This is a genomic window from Thalassospira sp. (assembly GCF_040218635.1).
Taxonomy (GTDB): Bacteria; Pseudomonadota; Alphaproteobacteria; order Rhodospirillales; family Thalassospiraceae; genus Thalassospira.
In genome coordinates, this window is record NZ_JAVJRB010000009.1 from 545293 (window position 1) to 565264 (window position 19972).

Genomic DNA, 19972 nt, shown 5'->3' on the forward strand with positions numbered 1-19972 from the left:
TTAAGTCGGGGTTAGGCGTCTTTTTTTGCTGCCGGTTTTGCACGGCTTTGTTTTGCCGCAGGTTTTGCCGGTGCGCTGGCAGCTTCAAGACGCTTTTCCAGATCGGTGATTTTGGCTTCAAGCGCGTCAATGCGTTCAGCTGCGCGAACGGCAACGTCGTGAACCACATCGAATTCTTCGCGGGTGACCAGATCCATCCCGATCAGGATTTTTTCAAATTGCTGGCGGACCATGGCATCAACTTCGCCTTTGACGCCAGTCATGGTGCCCAGTGCAGAATTGGTAACACGGGTGATGTCGTCGAGAATGCGGTTGTTGATCTGCATAATGGTCTCCGGCTTTCTGGATCAAAGTGTTTTGGGGTAAGGACCCTGAGCATAATATGGGTGTTCAAGGTCATAGAGCAAGCTGATCGTTTGGGGATGGGGTTCGCATGGTGATATCGTTATTTTAGATCGCTTTTCTTGCTCCTGATCAGGGGCGGTCTTATAAAGTGGTCAGAATTTCAGATAAACGGGTCTTGCCCGCCAGGAGAATGCAATGCTTATCGTCACCGGGGGTGCCGGATTTATCGGTTCCAATATTGTTGCCGCCCTTGAAGATCGCGGCGAAACCGACATTGTTGTGGTGGACCGCCTGCGCGATGGCATCAAATGGAAAAACATCGCCAAGCGCAATCTGCGTGACATCATTCATCCTGATGAACTTCCGGCGTTCCTTGATAAACATGCCGACGATATTGATGCCATTTTCCATATGGGCGCAATTTCGGCGACCACGGAAACCGATGCGGACAAGATCGTTGCCAATAACCTGAAACTGACAACCTGGCTTTGGGATTGGTGTTCGCACCATTCAGCGCGTCTGATCTATGCATCATCAGCCGCCACCTATGGCGATGGCAAGCAGGGGTTTGACGACAGCTTTGTCGAGGCCGATCTGGTCAAGCTTGCGCCGCTTAATGCCTATGGCTGGTCAAAGCATGCAACCGACCGTCGGTTCCGCCGTCTTCTTGATCAGAATGATTTCCGCCCGAAACAGTGGGCCGGATTGAAGTTCTTTAACGTCTATGGTCCGAACGAATACCATAAGGGCGGTATGCGATCTGTGGTTTCCCAGATGTTTGACAAGCTGTCAGCTGGTGAAACCGCGACCCTGTTTAAATCCCATCACCCCGATTACGAAGATGGCGGGCAATTGCGCGATTTTGTCTGGGTTGGGGATGTGGTCAAGATCATTATGTGGCTTTATGACAACCCGGATGTCAGCGATCTCTTCAATGTCGGAACCGGCAATGCGCGCAGCTTCAAGGATCTTGCCTTGGCCGTTTTTGCCGCCATGGGGAAAGACGCGAAAATCAATTACATCCCGACCCCGGAATCCATTCGCGATAAATACCAGTATTTCACCGAGGCCAATATGGCCAAGCTGCGTTCTGCCGGATATGGCGATGAGATGACATCACTTGAGGAAGGGGTGCGGCTTTATATTCAGGATTACCTCGCGACCGAGGATCCTTTCCGCTAAGCAGGCAATGCAAATAACGGGCGGCCAAATGGTAAAATGGTCACTTTCGGCCAAACTGCCATGATGCTGCCCATATCCTTTGCGACTTGATCCTTTGCGAATTCGACACAGCCCATTCACCTTAATCGCTGCTGCGAACCGGAGTTCCCCTGATGCTGAGCCTTGCCTTTCCGGCGATAGACCCGATTGCGATTTCCATCGGCCCGATTGCCATTCGCTGGTATGCGTTGGCCTATATCGCGGGCTTGCTGCTGGGGTGGAAATATGTGGTGTATTATTGCACCAAAACCCCGAACATCATGAGCAAACGCGACGTGGATGATTTGCTGTTTTGGGCAACCCTTGGTGTGATCCTGGGCGGGCGTCTTGGCTATATCGCGTTTTATAATCTGGACTATTACCTTGATAACCCGGCCAATATCCTCAAGGTCTGGCAGGGCGGCATGGCGTTCCATGGCGGGTTCATGGGGGTGATTGTTGCGATCATTTTGTTTGCGCGCAAACGCGGGATTTCAATCCTTGCCGTTCTGGATGCCGCCGCGGTGGCAACGCCAATCGGGCTGTTCTTTGGCCGGATTGCCAATTTCATCAATGGGGAGCTGTTTGGTCGGGTCACCGATGCGCCGTGGGGGATGGTGTTTCCGCATGGCGGACCCTTGCCGCGCCATCCAAGCCAGCTTTATGAAGCAGCCCTTGAAGGTTTGATCCTGTTTGTCATTTTGTATGTCCTGTCGCGCAATGCGTTTGTGCGCCATCGTCCGGGGATTCTGGGCGGCACGTTCGTTGCGGGCTATGGCATCTCAAGGATTATTGTTGAATTCTTCCGCGAGCCGGATGCCCAGTTGGGCTACCTTGCCGGTGGGGTGACGATGGGGCAGATTTTGTCGATCCCGATGGTTCTGGTCGGGGCGGCGTGCATTGTTTATGCCCTGAAAGCCAAACCGATTGAGACCCGCATACATCCCAAAGAGGCCGAAGCCGCGTGAGTAAGACGCCTGATACCGATAGCCCGCTTCTGAGCCATATTAAACGCCGGATCGCCGTTTCCGGGCCGATCAGCATTGCCGATTTCATGAATGAGGCATTGGCCCATCCGGAATATGGCTATTACCGCAAACAGGACCCGTTTGGCCGGGCGGGCGATTTTATCACCGCCCCTGAAGTCAGTCAGATGTTTGGCGAGCTGATCGGTCTTTGGGCAGCCGTCAGTTGGCAGCAAATGGGCTGCCCGCCGAAAATCGATCTGATCGAAATGGGGCCGGGGCGCGGGACATTGATGTCTGATGCCTTGCGGGCGGTGCGCAATGTTCCGGGATTTGGGGATGCCTTAACCGTGCGGTTTGTCGAAACCAGCCCGGTTTTGCGCAGCCATCAGCAAACGGCGATCATGGCCTATGGCATTCCGGCAACCTGGCACGAAGCGTTCGACGATATTCCGACCCGCAAAAACATCCCGGCGATTGTGATTGGCAACGAGTTTTTCGATGCCTTGCCGATCCGCCAGTTTGAACGTGGGGATAACGGGTGGGCTGAACGTCTTGTCGGTTTGGATGCCAATAGCAATGAACTTGGATTTGTCCGGGGGCGCGAAACGCCGGTGACCGATGCGCTGATTCCGGCAACCTTGCGCGGGTCGGCCAAGAAGGGCGATATTTTCGAATCCTGTGCGCCCGCCATTGCCATTGCCGATCAGATTGCCCGGCGGATGAATGAAACCGGTGGGGCGGCATTATTTATCGATTACGGTCATCCCAGCAGTGCGTACGGCGATACTTTACAGGCGCTGAAGGGGCACGAATATCATCCGGTTTTGTCTGAACCGGGCGATGCAGATTTAACCGCCCATGTCGATTTTGCAGCGATTGCGCGCACCATGACTGAGGCCGGCGCGCGCGCCGGGGCGGTTTTGACCCAGGGCACGTTCTTAAGAATGCTGGGCATTGAACAGCGGGCCGAGCTGTTAAAACTCGATGCCGAAGAACAACAGGCGACCGCGATTGATCAGGCCCTTGCGCGGTTGATTGATGCCGATCAGATGGGAACACTTTTTAAAGTTCTGATCGGCTATGGTCGCACAACAACACCGCCGCCTTGCGTAAGCGGCGTGTCGGGATAAATTGTCAGATTATCTGATCACCTTGCCTGATCGCCAATAGGACGGAGCAGCCCACCCATGACACATCCGATCACTGACGGTATTGCCCGTTCGTCCAACGGACTGACATGGTTCGAGGCAGAAAAACTGTCCGGTCAAACCGGATTGCGCCACGGCTTTTTAAGCCGCAAGGGCGGGGTCAGCGATGGCATCCATGGCGGGTTGAATGTCGGGTTCGGATCAGACGATGACAAAACCCGTGTTGCAGAAAACCGTGCGCGTGCGGCCGCGGCCTTTACCACCACACCCGATAATCTGACCACGGTTTATCAGGTCCACGGGACGGATGTTGCCGTTCTGGACCGACCATTATCACGCGATGAAGCGCCCAAGGCCGATGCCATGGTGACGGATCGTCCGGGGATCATGTTGGGTATTCTCACCGCTGATTGTACGCCGGTTCTGTTTCATGATCCGGTGGCCGGGGTGATCGGGGCGTGCCATTCCGGGTGGCGCGGATCCTATGGCGGTGTTTCCGCCAGCACAGTGGATGCGATGGAAAAGCTTGGCGCCAAACGCGAAAACATTACCGCAGCCGTCGGGCCGTGCATCGCACGGAAATCCTATGAAGTGGACGGCGCGTTTCGCGACACCATTCTGGACGGGCCGGAAGGATCGGACGATTTGTTTGATGCATCAATCCGTTCCGGGCATTTCATGTTTGATCTGCCGGAATATGTCCGCCGTCGGACGATTGCGACCGGGGTTGCATCGGTTGAGCTTGTCGCGCGTGATACGTTGGCCGAAGAAGATATGTTTTACAGTTACCGCCGCACCACGCTTCGCAAGGAGCCCGATTATGGTCGGCAGCTTTCCGCGATTATGCTGACAGGAATGTAAGGGATTGATGGGATCGAATGACCATCTGTTCGTATCGGGGGATACATCATGCCGCATATGATTATGCTGTTTTTCTTTATGATCATCGTAACCATGGTTGGTTGCGTCTTGATGTGAGCAAGTAAGTAGTCAAATGCCACCATTCCTCCGTTCTTTTGCTTTGTTGGTTCTGATGGCCGTGCCGCTGGGTGCGTGTGGTGATTTGCCGCGCCCGTTTGAGGGGGCCGGACGCGAAGGCGATCCGTCATTGTTGGAATTGCGCGATACCGGAACGGTCCGGGTTGAGGGCGGCGATGATTTGCCGCAAGGCGCATCGGCCCATCTTGCCCGTGCGATGGCGCGTGCTTTGCGCAAACGCGATATCGCAGCCTATAGCGACAGTCAGAATGGTGGCGATTACATTTTGCGGCCCAATGTGCAGACCAGTCTGGTCGAAACGGGGGCCAAACTTGATGTTACATGGGTTTTGATGCGCCCGGATGGATTGGCAATTGATACCACCCGGTCGGTCGGGGAGCTTTCATCAAATCAGTGGTTTGCCGATGAACCGACCGGCCCGGAAGAAAGCGATCTTGCCGTGCCGCCGGACCTTGTCGATAAGGTCCGCGAACTGGACGGTGTTAAAGCCGACCCGTTGGCACTGACCTATGATGGTCTGGTTGCCCTGCCGGCAGATCAGATTGCCTTTATGATTACCGGTGATAGGTCGGCATTTAAGGCCGCACCGTTTATGAAGATTGCCCTGATTGATTTTGCCGGTGCGCCGGGCGATGGCAATACTGCCCTTTCACGGTCGGCCGGGGCATTGCTGCAATCCAAAGGCATCCTTGTTGATAAGGAGATCGGGGAGCACAGCATCATTCTATCGGCCAGTGTTGATGTCAGGCCGGTTGAAGAAGCCACGCGCGAGCCCCTTGATAAAGTGTCAATTGACTGGGTCATCATGGAAGTCGATGGCACCGAGCTTGGCCAGATGCAGCAAAACAACGTTGTGCCGCGCGGAAGTCTTGATAAACATTGGGGTGCGATTGCATCGATTGCAGCGCAAGCTGCTGTTGAAACACTTGAAGGTGTTTTGGGACAAATCGCGACACGCAAACAGCTGCAATTGCGGGCGGATAAAAAGACAGCGTCTGCGCGATAATGGGCGGTCATTTCCGGGTCTGATCGCGTGATGCATGACAGCCTTGTCGATATTCGCCATTGGCACCATTTACAGACTGTTAACGGCTGGTTATAAAGCCGCCGCGATCTGCCAAGATGCGGATTCGCCGATGAGGGGTCTTTGAGTGTCGTGAAAAAGTCGCCGAACCGGGCGGGGAATCCCCGAAAACCGGGCTTTTGGACGACAAGGCAAGCAGGGATCAAGCTTGGCAATTCGTGTGGGTCGGATTCGCAACAGGATTTAGTTTTTCGCTTTCCCGGCACCCATTAACCGAGGCCCACGCCATGAAGATCCTTGCTTGTAACAGCAACCGTCCTTTGGCCGATGCTATTGCTGATCATCTTAACCTGCAGCTTACCCGCGCGGATGTGAAGCGATTCTCCGATGAGGAAATCTGGTGTGAAATTCAGGAAAACGTCCGCGGTGAGGACGTTTTTGTGATTCAGAGCACTTCTTTCCCAGCCAACGACCATCTGATGGAACTTCTGGTGGTGCTTGATGCGCTGCGCCGTGGTTCAGCACGCCGTATCACGGCCGTTTTGCCGTATTTCGGTTATGCCCGTCAGGATCGTAAATCCGGTCCCCGTACCCCGATTTCAGCCAAACTGGTTGCCAACCTGATTACGGTTGCCGGTGCAGACCGCGTTCTGACCATGGATCTTCATGCCGGTCAGATTCAGGGTTTCTTCGACATTCCGCTTGATAACCTGTTTGCATCTCCGGTTCTGACCAGCGACATTCGCAACAAGTTCGAAGGCCAGAAACTGGTCATCGTCAGCCCGGATGTTGGCGGTGTTGCCCGTGCGCGTTCGGTTGCCAAACGTCTTGATGCCGAACTGGCCATCATCGACAAACGTCGTCCGCAGGCCGGTGTTTCCGAAGTGATGCATGTTATCGGTGACGTTAAGGATGCAGCTTGCATTCTGGTCGATGACATCGTTGATTCGGCAGGAACCCTGTGTAATGCAGCAGGTGCGCTGAAAGAACGTGGTGCGGCATCGGTTGCGGCATATGTATCCCACGGTGTCCTGTCGGGCCCGGCGGTTGAACGTATTGCCAATTCGCCGATGACCGAAGTGGTTACCACCGATTCGATCAAGGCATCGGAAGCGGTACGGGGCTGCTCTAAAATTCGACAGCTTCCGATTGCGCCGCTGATGGCTGAAGCCATCCGCCGTATTTCGGAAGAAAAATCTGTTTCCGTTCTTTTCGATTGAGGGTATAAGGCCCTCGTCGCGGTGGCACCCCTGGAGGCCACCGCGCTTGTTTTCGTGGGCTTTCAGCGGTGGTTTTCACCAACCTGCGAGAATGATTTTTTTTAGTTCAAGGAAAATTTCCGATGGCAAACACTGTTATCTCTGCGGAAATCCGTGAACGGGCCGGAAAGGGGGCCGCCCGTGCCGTGCGTCGTGCCGGTATGGTCCCTGGTGTCATTTATGGTGCAAAACAAGAACCTGTTTTGTTCCAGATTGACCCGCGTCCGCTCGTGAAACTTCTGCACAAGCAAGGCTTCTTTTCTCACATTCTGACTGTTGAAGTCGGTAAAGAGAAATACGAAGTTCTGCCGCGCGATGTTCAGTTCGACAAAGTCACTGATGTTCCGATCCATGTCGACTTCCTGCGCTTTGCAAAAGGCCAGACCATGAATGTTGACGTGCCGGTAAGCTTCATCAACGAAGAGAAATCGCCGGGCCTTAAAAAAGGTGGCGTTCTTAACGTTGTCCGTCACGATGTTGAAGTTATCTGTGCTCCTTCCGCAATTCCGGAAGAGCTGGTCTTCGACCTTACGGGTGTTGAAGTTGGTGACTCGATCCACATCTCGGCAATCAAATTGCCGAAAGGTGTCGAACTTGCGATTACCGACCGTGACTTTACCGTTGCGACCGTTGCTGCTCCGTCCGCTCTGAAATCGGAAGAAAATTCCGCTGACGGCGAAGACGAAGAAGAAGCAACCGAAGAATAAGATCGAGGTCTTAAGATGTTTTTGGTGGTTGGATTGGGAAACCCGGGTTCGGGATATGCCGCCAATCGCCACAACATTGGCTTCATGGCGGCGGACGAATTCGTCCGCCGCTATTCTTTTGGGCCCTGGCGTAAAAAGTTTCAGGGCCAGATTTCCGAAGGCGAATTGAACGGGCAGAAAATTCTGGTTCTTAAACCGGAAACCTTCATGAACCTGTCGGGGCAAAGCGTTGGCGAAGTCCTGCGTTTCTATAAAATTCCGATCGAAGACGTTATTGTTCTGCATGATGAGCTGGACCTGCCGCCCGGAAAAGTACGGGTGAAGCGTGGCGGCGGACATGGTGGGCATAACGGGTTGCGATCCATTGATGCCCATTGTGGTAAAGAATACCGCCGTGTCCGTTTGGGGATTGGCCATCCGGGGGATAAATCCCGTGTGCATGGTCATGTGCTTGGTGATTTTTCCAAGGCCGAACAGACAGGCTGGTTAATGACCCTGCTGGATGCGGTTGCAGCAGAATTTGCGCGACTGACCAAAGGGGATGACGGCGGCTTTATGAGCAAAGTTTCCGCCATCGTTTCCCCGCCCAAGCCAAAAGTGCCGAAAAAAGACAAACCGGCAACTGATAAGGCCAAGGGCGATAAAAACGGTGATGCGAACGCGCCTGATGCCGTTGGCGAAACGATGGAAGATTTATCCGGTGCGGCAAAGGTTCGCCTCGAACGTGCCGATACACCGGTTAGCAATGCGGCTTCGGCGATGGCCCAGGCACTTGCCAAGGCATTTGGCAAAAAGAAATAGTCTTCGGTTTGTGATGTCACAAGCCGATCCTGAAGAAAACAAATTCAAGTTACGGAGCCCGGAAAGATGGGATTCAAATGCGGTATCGTCGGCATGCCAAATGTTGGCAAATCGACCCTTTTCAACGCCCTGACCCAGACGGCTGCTGCGGAAGCAGCAAACTTCCCGTTCTGCACGATCGAGCCGAATACAGGTCGTGTCAGCGTTCCTGATGATCGTCTTGACAAGATTGCCGCGATTGGCAAATCGGCGACCATCATCCCGACCCAGCTTGAATTCGTCGACATTGCCGGTCTGGTCCGTGGTGCATCGAAGGGCGAAGGCCTTGGCAACCAGTTCCTTGCCAACATCCGTGAAACCGATGCCATTGTGCATGTTTTGCGTTGCTTTGAAGATGGCGACATCACCCATGTCGACGGGTCGGTTGATCCGGTCCGTGATGCCGAAACCATCGAGACCGAGCTGATGCTGGCCGATATGGAAAGCCTGGAAAAACGTATTCCGGGTTTGCAGAAAAAAGCCCGTCAGAACGATAAAGACGCCGTTCTGACGATGGAACTGATTGAACGCTCGCTTGAAGCCCTGCGTGAAGGCAAACCGGCCCGAACCGTTAAAATTGACGGCGAAGACGAGGAAAAAGCGTTCCGTATGCTGCAACTTCTGACCAGCAAGCCGATCCTTTATGCCTGCAACGTTGATGAAGACAGTGCGGCTGAAGGCAATGAACTCTCGGCCAAGGTTGCCGAAATGGCAGCGGCACAGGGTGCGCGTTCGGTCGTGATTTCAGCCGCCATCGAATCCGAAGTGGCGCTTTTGGACAATGCCGAAGACAAACAGGAATTCCTTGAAGGCCTTGGTCTTACCGAAACCGGTCTGACGCGCTGTATCCGCGAAGGGTACAAGTTGCTTGATCTTCTGACCTTCTTTACCGTTGGTCCGAAAGAAGCGCGTGCCTGGACGGTGTTTAAGGGGGCAACCGCACCGAATGCCGCGGGTGTCATCCATACCGATTTCGAACGCGGCTTCATCAAGGCTGAAACCATTGCCTATGATGATTTCATCACCTTCAATGGTGAAACCGGTGCGCGCGATAACGGTAAGCTGCGTCAGGAAGGCAAGACCTATATCGTTAAAGACGGCGATATCTTCCACTTCAAATTCAACGTTTAAGCCAACTGAGTCTTGTAAGTTTAGAGCTGCCAACTTTATGTTGGCAGCTCTTTTTTATTTGGGAAACAAAGTCTATGGCTGCATTCAAAAATCAACACTACGTTCCGAAGTGTTACTTGAGACGGTTTTCTTCTAACGGAAAGTCGATTTCTCTATGCAATATTTCGTCCAATCGGTTCATTGATAATGCGGCTATCTCTAAGCAATGCAGCAAGGGGTATTTCTACGGAGAAGATCTAGTTATCGAAAAAAGTTTAGGAATTCTGGAAGAAGGTTACTCCAAATGTATTGGAGCATTAGAAAGAGGCCAAGATGATGAGTTTGAGAACAACATCCACATCATTCGGATGTTTTGCCTCGTCCAGTATTATAGAACGAAGGTCGCATTAACTAGATCAATCGAGTATCTAAAAAAAATGGGCGATTTGTTTGGAAAGGAAGACATAATCTCAAATGTAAGTGGGATGTCAGAGAAAGATATTATCGGAAGCTCGATTGTAAATGCGTTTAAAGTGAGAAGCTTTATCTCTGATCTGGATTTTGTTGTTGTCCGAAATAATTGTAGTGAAGATTTCATCTCATCAGATGATCCATGCCTTTTGATAAATAAGTTTTACTCTCAGAAATTTCCCAAAGTTTCTTTTGGCTTGTCGTCCTCTGGATTGATATTTGTTTTGCCAGTGACACCCAGATTTTGCATCATTTTCTATGATTCTGGTGTTCATTGGATTGAAGGAAAGCGTGGAAACTTCGTTGATATTAATCGATACCAAGATTTGGTGGCTTTGAACTTGCTTCAATGTCTAAAGGCTGAGTCAAACATATATTTTCGAGACAAGGCTAACATTGGAGACGTGGCGGCTTGGTTTTCAAAAGTTTCGAAGCATCGGGTAGAAAGTTGGTGCAATGTCAATATTGGCGTTGAAGACCCTGAGAAACCCGGAGTTTTCAAGGTTTTGAGAGAAGGTGAAATCGCAAATGGAACTAAATTCCTGTATCATGTTGAAGATGTTAGGGCTCAGCCTGTGGAATGGATGTCATTTCTAAAATATCGTCTCAAACCCGATACATACTCTGATGGTAGCGCAATGGGACATGTGAGGCCTGCGACCAGAGATCGACTTTATTAATTGGATGCACATTTTCTGCGGACTTGTCAGGCTAATGGCAGGCAGGTTAACCTTCGCCCTTGCAGCAATGAGGTCCCGATGAACGAGTTAAGCTCTGCCAATCGTATTTTACTGGTTTTCAATTCTGCCACCGGTCAGCCCGGTCGGGTGGGAACCGTGATGCGCCGGTATGGCTATGAGTTCGATATTCGCCGTCCCGGCGAAGGGGATGCCTTGCCCGATGATCTTGGCGGTTATCACCTTGTTGTCGTGTTTGGTGGCCCGATGAGTGCCAATGACGACCATCTGGACAATATTCAGGCGATCATGGACTGGTTGCCCAAGGTGGTTGCCAGTGATGCGATGTATCTTGGCATTTGCCTTGGCGCGCAAATGATGGCGCGGCATTTGGGGGCATCTGTGACCCCCCATCCCGATGGCATGACCGAGATCGGTTATTACCCGGTTCAGGCGACCGAGGCGGGGTGTGATTTATTTCCCGGCGAAATGATGGTTTATCATTGGCATAGCGAAGGGTTCGATTTGCCAGACGGGGCGGAACTGGTTGCCACCGGCCCGACATTCCCCCATCAGGCCTATCACATTGATCACCGCATCTGGGGCATTCAGTTCCACCCGGAAGTCGATGATGAGGCGCATGAACGCTGGTTATCTAATTCTGCGGATAAAACCGACCGACCGAACGGGCAGGGCCCGGACCTTCAGCGGGCAGGCCGGGCAAAATATGATGCAGCATTTGGCGCATGGTTTGAACGGTTTGCCGAAAAGGTTCTGGTTGGCGATCGGATTTGTTCGGAAATCGGGCGTTAACGCAGGCGACAGTTTTTAGTTTCCGACCATCGCCTGACCAATTGTTCCGGCATCGCTGCCAAACCACACTGACTTCGTATCACGGTTATAATCCATATGCCGGACGGTGACCCCGCCCGACGGGATTGGTGTGTTTGAAATGAATTTTTCCGTGGTTGGGTCAAAGCCGACAAACATGGCCGGTCGTCCACCTTCAACCGCCCAGACACGGTTTGCACCGTCAATTGCCATGCCATAGGGACGGGCATTGGATCCGCCGGGCATCGGCCATTCATCAATGGTCCCCGATGTCGGGTCAAGTCGCCCCAGAACCCCGCGTGCATAACCGGTATAAAAGACTTGCCCCTGATCGGTGACGCCAATTCTGCGCGGGCGTGCGCCATCAGGCAGGGTATGTTCATGAAGTTCCAGTGTTTCCGGATCAACCGAAGCCAGCTTGTTGGTGCCCAAAAGGGCAATCCACAAGGTGCCATCGGGGGCCTGCTTGATCCCGTAGGGACGGGCGCGGGGTGTTGGCACCTTGATCAGATCGATGTCATTGTTTTGCGGGTTGAGGCGCCCGATGAAATTGCCGTTTTGAACCGTAAACCAGATAAAGCGGTTATCGGCATCAAAGATCAGGGTGTGGGGATCGCGTGCGGCAGGATCGGGCATGGCGATCTTGTCGATCTGATCGGTCGCAGGGTCATAGCGCCCGATATATCCCGACAGATTTCCCGCATACCAGACAATGCCATCATCCCCGACAATCAGGTTATGGGGGCCGGGTTCATCATCAAGATCACGTTTAAAAAACACACCACTTTGTGGATCAAGCCGCCCGATATAGTCGCCCACCTGCCCCACAAACCAGACTTCGCTGTTTGAAACGGCATCGGGGTCGCGCGGCAAGCCACCATATTCGACCGTCCATTCGCGAATTTCGATCTCGCCAAACGGATCGGCGGCTTGTGCTGCAGGGACACCCACCGCAAAAAGCAGGGTTAAGAAAAACAGACCGGCAAAGAAAAATCGCATTCCCATGGTGACATCTCCGCAACGACGTTTGCAGATATCGACGTCATGGAAGTATGCCCAAGCTACCGAGATAGCCCAAGTTCTAGACGATCACGATTACGTGCTTGCCAGAACGTTTGTCGTTGCCCGCAGCCAGTTTTCAATCAGATCGGCATCCAGCGGCAAGCTATCTGCGATGCCGCCGTGGAAGGCGTTCCATGCATCGGCATATTCATCCCGCACGCCAACCAGAACCGGAATGTCGAGATCCATCGCGCGCCAAATTACATCGCGCAAACCGCGTCCTTCGGCCTCGGACCGGCCAAAGCGGGCAACGATTAAAAGATCACTCCCCGCTTCGATATCCTTGGCAAGCTGCTCAGAGAGCGACGACAAGGCATCGCCATCAAGTTTGCAGCCCGTTGCCATCGCACCGCGGTTTTTGGTGATGGGCATTTCATCGCCGGAGCGTAAATTACGGACATAAACAAGGGTTCCGCATTCGCGGTCCTTGCGGCGTTTTTGAACGTAACCGGCGACCGTTTTTCCGTCTGATGTGAAGTTCTCGGCAATGGCGGAAAACAGATCGTCGATCTTGTCTTTCGGGTGGAATGAAATACCTGCCAGCATGGATCAGAACCGATCAATCACGGTAACGCCGGTTCCGGTGAAATGCCCCATGCTCATCAGTGCTGTGGCACCTTCGGCAAGTGTCACGCGATCATTGATCAGTTTTTGCGGGCTAAGCTTGCCGGTCATGATCATGTCGATCATGGCGTCATAGCGAAAGGCCTGCATGCCGTGACTGCCCAGAATTTCAAGTTCATGGGCCACCACGCGGTCCATCGGGACAGCCGCATGGGCATGATCGCCGGTCATAAGGCCGATCTGGATATGCTTGCCGCGTTTGCGCAAACAGGCAACCGAGTTAAAGCAGGTCTGGGCACTGCCAAGGGCATCAACCGAGACATGGACACCACCCCGGGTGATGTCCTTGATCGCGGTCGGGATATCATCGATGTTACGCGCGTTTATGACGGCATTGGCACCAAGTTCTTTGGCAAATTCCAGCTTGGCATCATCGATATCAACCGCAATGACATAAGCCCCGGCAGCCGCAGCAATCATGATGGCCGACAGTCCAACCCCGCCCGCACCATGCACGGCAACGATTTGACCGGCGGTGACTTTGCCCTGATCAATCACACCCCGGAAACTGGTGGCGAACCGGCAGCCAAGGCTTGCGGCGGTGGCGAATTCCATGTCATCGGGCAGGCGGACAAGGTTGGTGTCAGCATAATCAATTGCGACATATTCGGCAAAACTGCCCCAATGGGTAAAGCCCGGCTGGAATTGCTGATCGCAAACCTGATGATTGCCGGAATGGCATTCCGGGCAATGACCGCATCCTGATACAAACGGCACGGTGACCCGGTCACCTTCTTTCCAGCGTTTGATATCCTTGCCAACGCCAACAACGGTTCCGGCAAATTCATGGCCCGGCACATGAGGCAATTGCACATCGGAATCATGACCCATCCAGCCATGCCAGTCGCTTCGGCACAGTCCGGTCGCGCCGACCTTGATAACAACACCGCCATTTTCCGGGGTCGGGTCAGCAACATTTTGAACGTCAATCGGCCCCTGATATTCGGTGAAATAAGCAGCGCGCATTGGGGGTCCTCCGGGGCGGTTCTGATTTTCGTTGATAGGGTTTGAGCCTAAGTATCGTCGTTGTTTCGGTCTGGATGCAAGCGAACAACTTTTGGCACGCCGACCGATGGTTTCTTCGACGGTTTCGGGGCGGCATCCGGGGGTTGATAACGGCCCCACGGGGATTTATCGGCGTTTGCACCTTCCTTGCCCCACGGCCCGCGTTGATCGCGGCGCATCCTTGCATGTTTGGCAATGCGTTCGGCCTCATAGGCCGCGGCCCATGGCGGGACGTTTGATGCCATGCCTGTGTCACGTGATTTGCGACCGGGGCGATAAATGCCAAAGGCCCGTTCGGGCGACCCGTCATGCCACAGCGGAATGCTGCGATGTTTGAACAGCGGGATCAGGGCCATACCGGCGATGAAACCGGCAATATGGGCGACCCAAGCAATGCCATCCTGAGCACCACTGCCAAAATTGATGATTTGCGTGACAAACCAAAAGCCCAGAACAAAAACCGCAGGCACATAGAAAATGAACACCCAGAAGAACCAGACCAGAATGCGGGCCTTGGGATAAAGCAGGAAATACGCACCTAATACCCCGGCAAGCGCACCCGATGCGCCGATCATGGGCAGTTGTGACTGGGTATCGAGCAGGCCATGGCCAAGGGCCGCCGCCACACCGCAAATCAGATAGAACATCAAAAACCGGAAATGCCCCATCGCGTCTTCGACGTTATTTCCAAACACCCAAAGATACAGCATGTTGCCGCCAAGATGCATCCAGCCGCCATGCATGAACATGGCCGAGAAAATCGACAGGAAGCCAAATCCGGCAGGGAAGGGTGATAATTCAGGTGGAAGATCTGCATGACCAAACAGCACGGCCGGGATGGCGCCATATTGTATGTTCATCAAGCGCGCAGATTGCGGATCAAGGGTCACGGTTCCAAGGAAAACCACAACATTGATCGCAATGATGGCATAGGTCACCCATGGGGTGATGGTGGTCGGGTTGTTATCCTTGATCGGTAACATCGGCGCTGTGCCCGGTTCTTATGTGCGGGAATAGGGTGCTTGTCTTATTTGCCACCAATCAGGCGACTTCCGCCTGCTGGTTTGGCGAAAGACGATTCCGCAGATGGCTTGCCAATTGACGATATTCACGCTTTCGGGCGGAACTGCGGCGCCAGACCATGCCGATGCGGCGGATCGGAACCGGGTTTTCAAAAGGTATGATTTTCAAAAGATCAGGGCGGCGGGCTTCGACTTCCAGCGACATTTCAGGCAGCAGGGTCGAACCAACGCCAGCGGCCACCATCTGAACAAGGGTTGAAAGGCTGTTGGCCTGAAAATCGGCGGACTTGCTCCAGCCGGCTTTTTGACAGACTTCAAGGGCCTGATCGCGCAGGCAATGCCCGTCTTCCAGCAGCAAAAGTTTTTCATCCTTGATATCAGCGATTTCAAGGTGGCGCTTTTTCGTCAGCGGATTGTCCGGGCTGCATGCAAAGACGAATTTGTCTTCAAACAGATCAAATTCTTCGAGCCAGTTTTCTTCGATTGGCAGGGCAATCAGGGCCAGGTCAAGTTTACCAGCCGCCAGAAGTTCGATCAGTTTGCTGGTCTGGTCTTCGCGCAGGAAGGGCTGGAGTTTCGGGAAACCCGATTTAACCTGCATCATCACATCTGGCAAAAGATACGGACCGATTGTCGGGATCACACCAATGTGGATCGGACCGGACAAGGGTTCGGTGGCAGCCTGTGCCATGGTGGTCAGTTCATCGACTTCCTGAAGGATACTTCGCGCCCGCGAGACGACATCTTCGCCCAATGGCGTGATCAGGACTTGTCGTTTGTTGCGTTCGACAAGCTGCGCACCAAGCAGGTTTTCAAGTTCGTTGATGGCAGCCGAAAGGCTGGGCTGTGTGATAAAGCAGGATTCAGCAGCACGGCCAAAATGGCCACATTCAGCCAAGGCAACCAAGTATTTGAGTTGCTTGATGCTTGGTTGTGCGACCATAAATTTTTCCTATCACAAAGTGAGGTTTTATCTATTTGTCTTAGTTAGTCCATTTCACTACAAATCGCCAGCAGTGAGTGAATTTTTTGCACTTGCACACAAAGAGCAAGCGGCCTGTCGGGGGCCGTGGATCGGGATTTTAAACTGGGTTATGGAGTAACCAAAACAATGCTTACCGTTGGTGATACGCTTCCTGAATTTAATCTGACTGGTGTTTCGGGTAAATCCCCGGACAGCTTTGCACCGGTGACCGACAAATCCTATGAAGGTAAATGGAAGATCCTGTTCTTCTGGCCGAAAGATTTTACCTTTGTCTGCCCGACCGAGATTGTTGGCTATGGCGAGTTGAATGGTGATTTCGAAGACCGTGATGCGGTTCTTCTGGGTTGCTCGACCGACACCGATTTCGTGCATGCAGCATGGCGCACCCACCATGAAGATCTGGGCGATAGCCCGTTCGTATGGCTGGCGGATGAGAAAAAAGAACTCTCGACCGCCCTTGGTGTTCTGGCGAAAGACGCCGGTGTTGCGCTGCGTGCGACCTTCATCGTGGATCCGGACAACATCATCCGTCACGTACAGGTAAACGACCTTAACGTTGGTCGTAACCCGCAAGAAGCACTGCGTATCCTTGATGCGCTGCAGACCGACGAGCTCTGCCCGTGCAACTGGACCCAGGGTGACGAAACCCTTTAAGTCGCTGTTTGCGATTTAAGCCAGATGACTTCGGGATCGGGCATACGCCCGGTCCCGATTTCCGCCCATCGGAAAATTCAGGGGATGAACCAATGACGTCGATCGTCGAAATCAAAGACGCAATGCCAGCCTATGCCAAGGATTTGAAACTGAACCTGTCAAGCATGGCGAACAATCCGGGCATGACCGATCAGCAGGTTTACGGCACCGCCCTTGCCTGTGCCTTCGCATCGCGCAACGCCAAATTGATCAAGGCGGTTGCCGCCGAAGCCAAGGCCAAGCTTTCCGAAGAAGCCATCGAAGCCGCCAAGGGGGCGGCGGCGATCATGGGCATGAACAATATCTATTACCGGTTCGTGCATCTGGTCTCGGACCCTGAATACGGGTCGATGCCTGCGCGCCTGCGGATGAACATCATCGGCAAACCGGGCATTGATAAAGCCGATTTCGAGCTGTTTTCGATTGCCGTTTCGGCGATCAATGGCTGTGGCATGTGCATTGACAGCCATGACAAGGTTCTCAAAGGTGCCGGTGTGAAAAAAGAAACGATCCAGAACGCGATCCGTATCGCATCGATCATTCACGCGGTTGCAGTCGTCATTGACGCCGAAGACGCATTGGCAGAATAAGCCACCAGAATTTAGGGCAGATGCCCACAGTGAAAAGCCCCGGCTGCATCATGCGGTCGGGGCTTTTTGATGGGAGGCGGGTGATGAATTATGCCGTTGTCAGTTCATCAAGTCCCAGATGTTTTAAGGTTGCGGCAATGATCTGATCAGGTTGATCAAAATGCGGGATATGGCCGCATTCCTTGATCAGCATTTTTGTCACCGGGCCACTGACATTGGCACAGATGGTATGGACCTGATCATCGCTGCCAAACTGGTCATCATCACCCTGAATGACCAGAAGCGGGCAGGTGATGTTGGTCAGTTCATCGACCATGTTCCAGTCGCGAAATGCCGGCTGACGCCATGTATCGACCCATGCGCGGAATACTTCATCTGTCTGGGCAAAGTGGTGGCGCTGTAACTTGGTTTTCCAATCGGTGTTGGCATAGATCGATGCGGCGTCATTAATGCCAGAAACGGTGACGTCTTCGACAAAAACGTGCGCAGCTTCGGAAATGACAGCGCGGACATTCTTCGGAAAACGCGCAGCATACTTCAGGGCAATGGTCGCACCGTCGCTATGACCAAACAGGATCGGGCGAACCAGCCCGAGTTCCGTGATCAGACCATGCAGATAGACATCGCTTTCGGTGTTGTGAAAGTCGATTGCACGCGGAATATCGCCATCGGCATGGGGATCAGACCGGCCATGGCCACGGCGTTCATAGACAATCACGGGATGGCGCGTGGCGGTGGCAAGCTTTGCCGGGAAGTCGCGCCACATGCGAATGGTGCCAAGTGCCTCATGCAGGAAAATGATGGTCGGGGCGTCTGGTCTTGCATCCGTTGGGATGATCCGTTGGCAGGACAAACTGACCCCGTCAACGGTGGCATAGAAATTTTCGTTTGACATGGTGTATCCGATTTATCGGTAATTTGGTGCGCAATTATTTAATTCAATCATGGACAAAAAAACAGGGCCCGGCAAGAGCCAGACCCTGTTTGAATGATTTTGCGCCCAACTAAGTGGGTGCAGAAACCTTATTTCAGTGCTGCGCAGGCGCGTTTGATACGTGCGCAGGCTTCGGTCAATGCAGCATCCGAGGTCGCATAGGAAATGCGGAAATACGGTGCCAGACCAAATGCCGAACCCTGAACAGCGGCAACGCCTTCTGCTTCAAGCAGGTAGGTGACAAAATCGGTATCGGTTTCGATTTTTTTGCCATCCGGGGTGGTTTTGCCAATCGCACCCGCACAGGACGGATAGACGTAAAACGCACCTTCCGGGGTTTTGCACGACAGGCCTTCGCATTCATTGAGCGCTGCAACCACAAGGTCACGGCGTTTTTTGAAGACTTCAGCACGTTCCGCCAGGAAGTCCTGCGGACCGTTCAGGGCTTCGACCGAAGCCGCCTGACTGATCGAGGAGGTGTGCGTGCTCGACTGCGACTGGACTTTGTTGATGGCTTTGATCAGCTCAACCGGGCCAGCAGCATAACCAAGACGCCAGCCGGTCATGGCATAGGATTTCGAAACGCCGTTACAGGTCAGCGTGCGTGCTTTGAGCTTTGGCTCAACCTGCGCGATGGTGGTGAATTCGAAACCGTCATAGACAAGGTGTTCATACATGTCATCAGACATGATGTAGACGTTTTCGTGTTTCAGAAGAACGTCCGCAATTGCACGCAATTCTGCACGCGAATAAGCAGAACCGGTCGGGTTCGACGGCGAGTTCAGAACCACCCATTTGGTTTTTGGCGTAATCGCGGCTTCAAGTTCACTTGCGGTGATTTTGAAGTCGTTTTCTTCCTGACATTCAACAATGACCGGGGTGCCTTCAGCCATCAGCGCCATGTCCGGGTATGAAACCCAGTATGGTGCCGGAATGACGACTTCATCGCCCGGGTTCAAGGTTGCAAAGAACGCATTGAATAGCGTCTGTTTGCCACCACACCCGACGGTGATTTCGTCGATAGTGTATTCCAGGTCATTTTCGCGCTTGAACTTTTCAACAATCGCCTTGCGCAGCTCGGGCGTACCGGCAACCGGAGTGTATTTGGTCTTGCCAGCATCGATTGCGGCTTTGGCTGCTGCTTTGATGTTGTCGGGGGTATCAAAGTCCGGCTCACCTGCGCCAAGCCCGATCACGTCAACGCCAGCTGCTTTCAGCTCGGCTGCTTTGGTGGTTACGGCAATGGTGGGAGAAGGTTTGATACGGCTCAAACGGTCGGCAATAAACGCCATTGGTCTGTTTCCCTGGAATGAAAAAAGAAGTGAAAAGAATCGCGTTCTTTCGGATCGGACCCTACGCCTGCCTTAAATTCAATTCAAGGCAGTTTGTCGCGTTTTGCGGGTTCTTTGGGATGATTTTATCCAATTTTAGCGGCCTTGGGGTGTCTGATCGAAAAGAACTAGGGGTTTAACGTGGTA

General features: G+C 53.1%; 21 protein-coding genes. 13 read left to right on the forward strand and 8 right to left on the reverse strand.

What is annotated here, in order from left to right; all coding sequences use genetic code 11:
- Positions 1 to 11: 11 nt before the first annotated feature.
- Positions 12 to 326: an accessory factor UbiK family protein gene (locus tag RIC05_RS10305; protein WP_350046991.1), complete on the reverse strand. Its 315-nt coding sequence runs from the start codon at positions 324 to 326 to the stop codon at positions 12 to 14.
- Between the two features lie 214 nt (positions 327 to 540).
- Here RIC05_RS10305 and rfaD point away from each other — a divergent pair, with 214 nt between their 5' ends.
- From rfaD to RIC05_RS10360, 11 genes are all read left to right on the forward strand, one after another.
- A complete protein-coding gene (gene rfaD / locus RIC05_RS10310; protein WP_350046992.1) occupies positions 541 to 1527 on the forward strand; it encodes an ADP-glyceromanno-heptose 6-epimerase in 987 nt (328 codons plus the stop codon).
- Between the two features lie 149 nt (positions 1528 to 1676).
- The gene (gene lgt / locus RIC05_RS10315) at positions 1677 to 2513 is read left to right on the forward strand and encodes a prolipoprotein diacylglyceryl transferase (RefSeq protein WP_350047036.1); all 837 of its coding nucleotides are present in this window, start codon (positions 1677 to 1679) and stop codon (positions 2511 to 2513) included.
- The gene (locus RIC05_RS10320) at positions 2510 to 3643 is read left to right on the forward strand and encodes a class I SAM-dependent methyltransferase (RefSeq protein WP_350046993.1); all 1134 of its coding nucleotides are present in this window, start codon (positions 2510 to 2512) and stop codon (positions 3641 to 3643) included. Before lgt ends, RIC05_RS10320 begins: the two co-directional genes overlap by 4 nt.
- A gap of 57 nt (positions 3644 to 3700) precedes the next feature.
- Positions 3701 to 4522, forward strand: coding sequence for a peptidoglycan editing factor PgeF (gene pgeF / locus RIC05_RS10325; protein WP_350046994.1), 822 nt, complete (start codon positions 3701 to 3703; stop codon positions 4520 to 4522).
- 133 nt (positions 4523 to 4655) lie between these two features.
- Positions 4656 to 5666 (forward strand): hypothetical protein, encoded by a 1011-nt coding sequence (locus RIC05_RS10330; protein WP_350046995.1) that lies wholly within the window; start codon positions 4656 to 4658, stop codon positions 5664 to 5666.
- 305 nt (positions 5667 to 5971) lie between these two features.
- Positions 5972 to 6904: a ribose-phosphate pyrophosphokinase gene (locus RIC05_RS10335; RefSeq protein ID WP_350046996.1), complete on the forward strand. Its 933-nt coding sequence runs from the start codon at positions 5972 to 5974 to the stop codon at positions 6902 to 6904.
- 122 nt (positions 6905 to 7026) lie between these two features.
- Complete coding sequence (locus RIC05_RS10340) at positions 7027 to 7650, forward strand: 50S ribosomal protein L25/general stress protein Ctc (RefSeq protein WP_350040819.1); 624 nt, start codon at positions 7027 to 7029, stop codon at positions 7648 to 7650.
- A gap of 15 nt (positions 7651 to 7665) precedes the next feature.
- Positions 7666 to 8451: an aminoacyl-tRNA hydrolase gene (pth, locus tag RIC05_RS10345; protein ID WP_350046997.1), complete on the forward strand. Its 786-nt coding sequence runs from the start codon at positions 7666 to 7668 to the stop codon at positions 8449 to 8451.
- Positions 8452 to 8517: 66 nt separating this feature from the next.
- Positions 8518 to 9621, forward strand: coding sequence for a redox-regulated ATPase YchF (gene ychF / locus RIC05_RS10350; protein ID WP_350046998.1), 1104 nt, complete (start codon positions 8518 to 8520; stop codon positions 9619 to 9621).
- A gap of 74 nt (positions 9622 to 9695) precedes the next feature.
- Positions 9696 to 10751, forward strand: coding sequence for a DUF4238 domain-containing protein (locus RIC05_RS10355; protein ID WP_350046999.1), 1056 nt, complete (start codon positions 9696 to 9698; stop codon positions 10749 to 10751).
- Between the two features lie 78 nt (positions 10752 to 10829).
- Positions 10830 to 11561, forward strand: coding sequence for a glutamine amidotransferase-related protein (locus tag RIC05_RS10360; protein ID WP_350047000.1), 732 nt, complete (start codon positions 10830 to 10832; stop codon positions 11559 to 11561).
- Positions 11562 to 11576: 15 nt separating this feature from the next.
- Here RIC05_RS10360 and RIC05_RS10365 read toward each other — a convergent pair whose 3' ends face one another.
- The 5 genes from RIC05_RS10365 to RIC05_RS10385 all read right to left on the reverse strand — a co-directional run bounded on the left by RIC05_RS10365 (position 11577) and on the right by RIC05_RS10385 (position 16235).
- Entirely contained in the window at positions 11577 to 12584 is a 1008-nt protein-coding gene (locus RIC05_RS10365; RefSeq protein WP_350047001.1) for a Vgb family protein, read from the reverse strand.
- Between the two features lie 90 nt (positions 12585 to 12674).
- Positions 12675 to 13187, reverse strand: coding sequence for a DUF2478 domain-containing protein (locus RIC05_RS10370; RefSeq protein WP_350047002.1), 513 nt, complete (start codon positions 13185 to 13187; stop codon positions 12675 to 12677).
- A gap of 3 nt (positions 13188 to 13190) precedes the next feature.
- Complete coding sequence (locus RIC05_RS10375) at positions 13191 to 14231, reverse strand: zinc-dependent alcohol dehydrogenase family protein (RefSeq protein WP_350047003.1); 1041 nt, start codon at positions 14229 to 14231, stop codon at positions 13191 to 13193.
- A 47-nt stretch (positions 14232 to 14278) separates the two neighbouring features.
- The gene (locus tag RIC05_RS10380; RefSeq protein WP_350047004.1) at positions 14279 to 15253 is read right to left on the reverse strand and encodes a rhomboid family intramembrane serine protease; all 975 of its coding nucleotides are present in this window, start codon (positions 15251 to 15253) and stop codon (positions 14279 to 14281) included.
- 58 nt (positions 15254 to 15311) lie between these two features.
- The gene (locus RIC05_RS10385; protein WP_350047005.1) at positions 15312 to 16235 is read right to left on the reverse strand and encodes a LysR substrate-binding domain-containing protein; all 924 of its coding nucleotides are present in this window, start codon (positions 16233 to 16235) and stop codon (positions 15312 to 15314) included.
- Positions 16236 to 16403: 168 nt separating this feature from the next.
- Here RIC05_RS10385 and RIC05_RS10390 point away from each other — a divergent pair, with 168 nt between their 5' ends.
- Entirely contained in the window at positions 16404 to 16931 is a 528-nt protein-coding gene (locus tag RIC05_RS10390) for a peroxiredoxin (RefSeq protein ID WP_350042517.1), read from the forward strand.
- A gap of 92 nt (positions 16932 to 17023) precedes the next feature.
- Positions 17024 to 17560: an alkylhydroperoxidase, AhpD family gene (gene ahpD / locus RIC05_RS10395; protein ID WP_350042518.1), complete on the forward strand. Its 537-nt coding sequence runs from the start codon at positions 17024 to 17026 to the stop codon at positions 17558 to 17560.
- A gap of 88 nt (positions 17561 to 17648) precedes the next feature.
- Here the strand turns inward: ahpD and RIC05_RS10400 are convergent, their stop codons facing one another.
- Both RIC05_RS10400 and RIC05_RS10405 read right to left on the reverse strand, forming a co-directional pair.
- The gene (locus RIC05_RS10400; RefSeq protein ID WP_350047006.1) at positions 17649 to 18455 is read right to left on the reverse strand and encodes an alpha/beta fold hydrolase; all 807 of its coding nucleotides are present in this window, start codon (positions 18453 to 18455) and stop codon (positions 17649 to 17651) included.
- A 128-nt stretch (positions 18456 to 18583) separates the two neighbouring features.
- Complete coding sequence (locus RIC05_RS10405; protein WP_350047007.1) at positions 18584 to 19786, reverse strand: aspartate transaminase; 1203 nt, start codon at positions 19784 to 19786, stop codon at positions 18584 to 18586.
- Between the last annotated feature and the right edge of the window lie 186 nt (positions 19787 to 19972).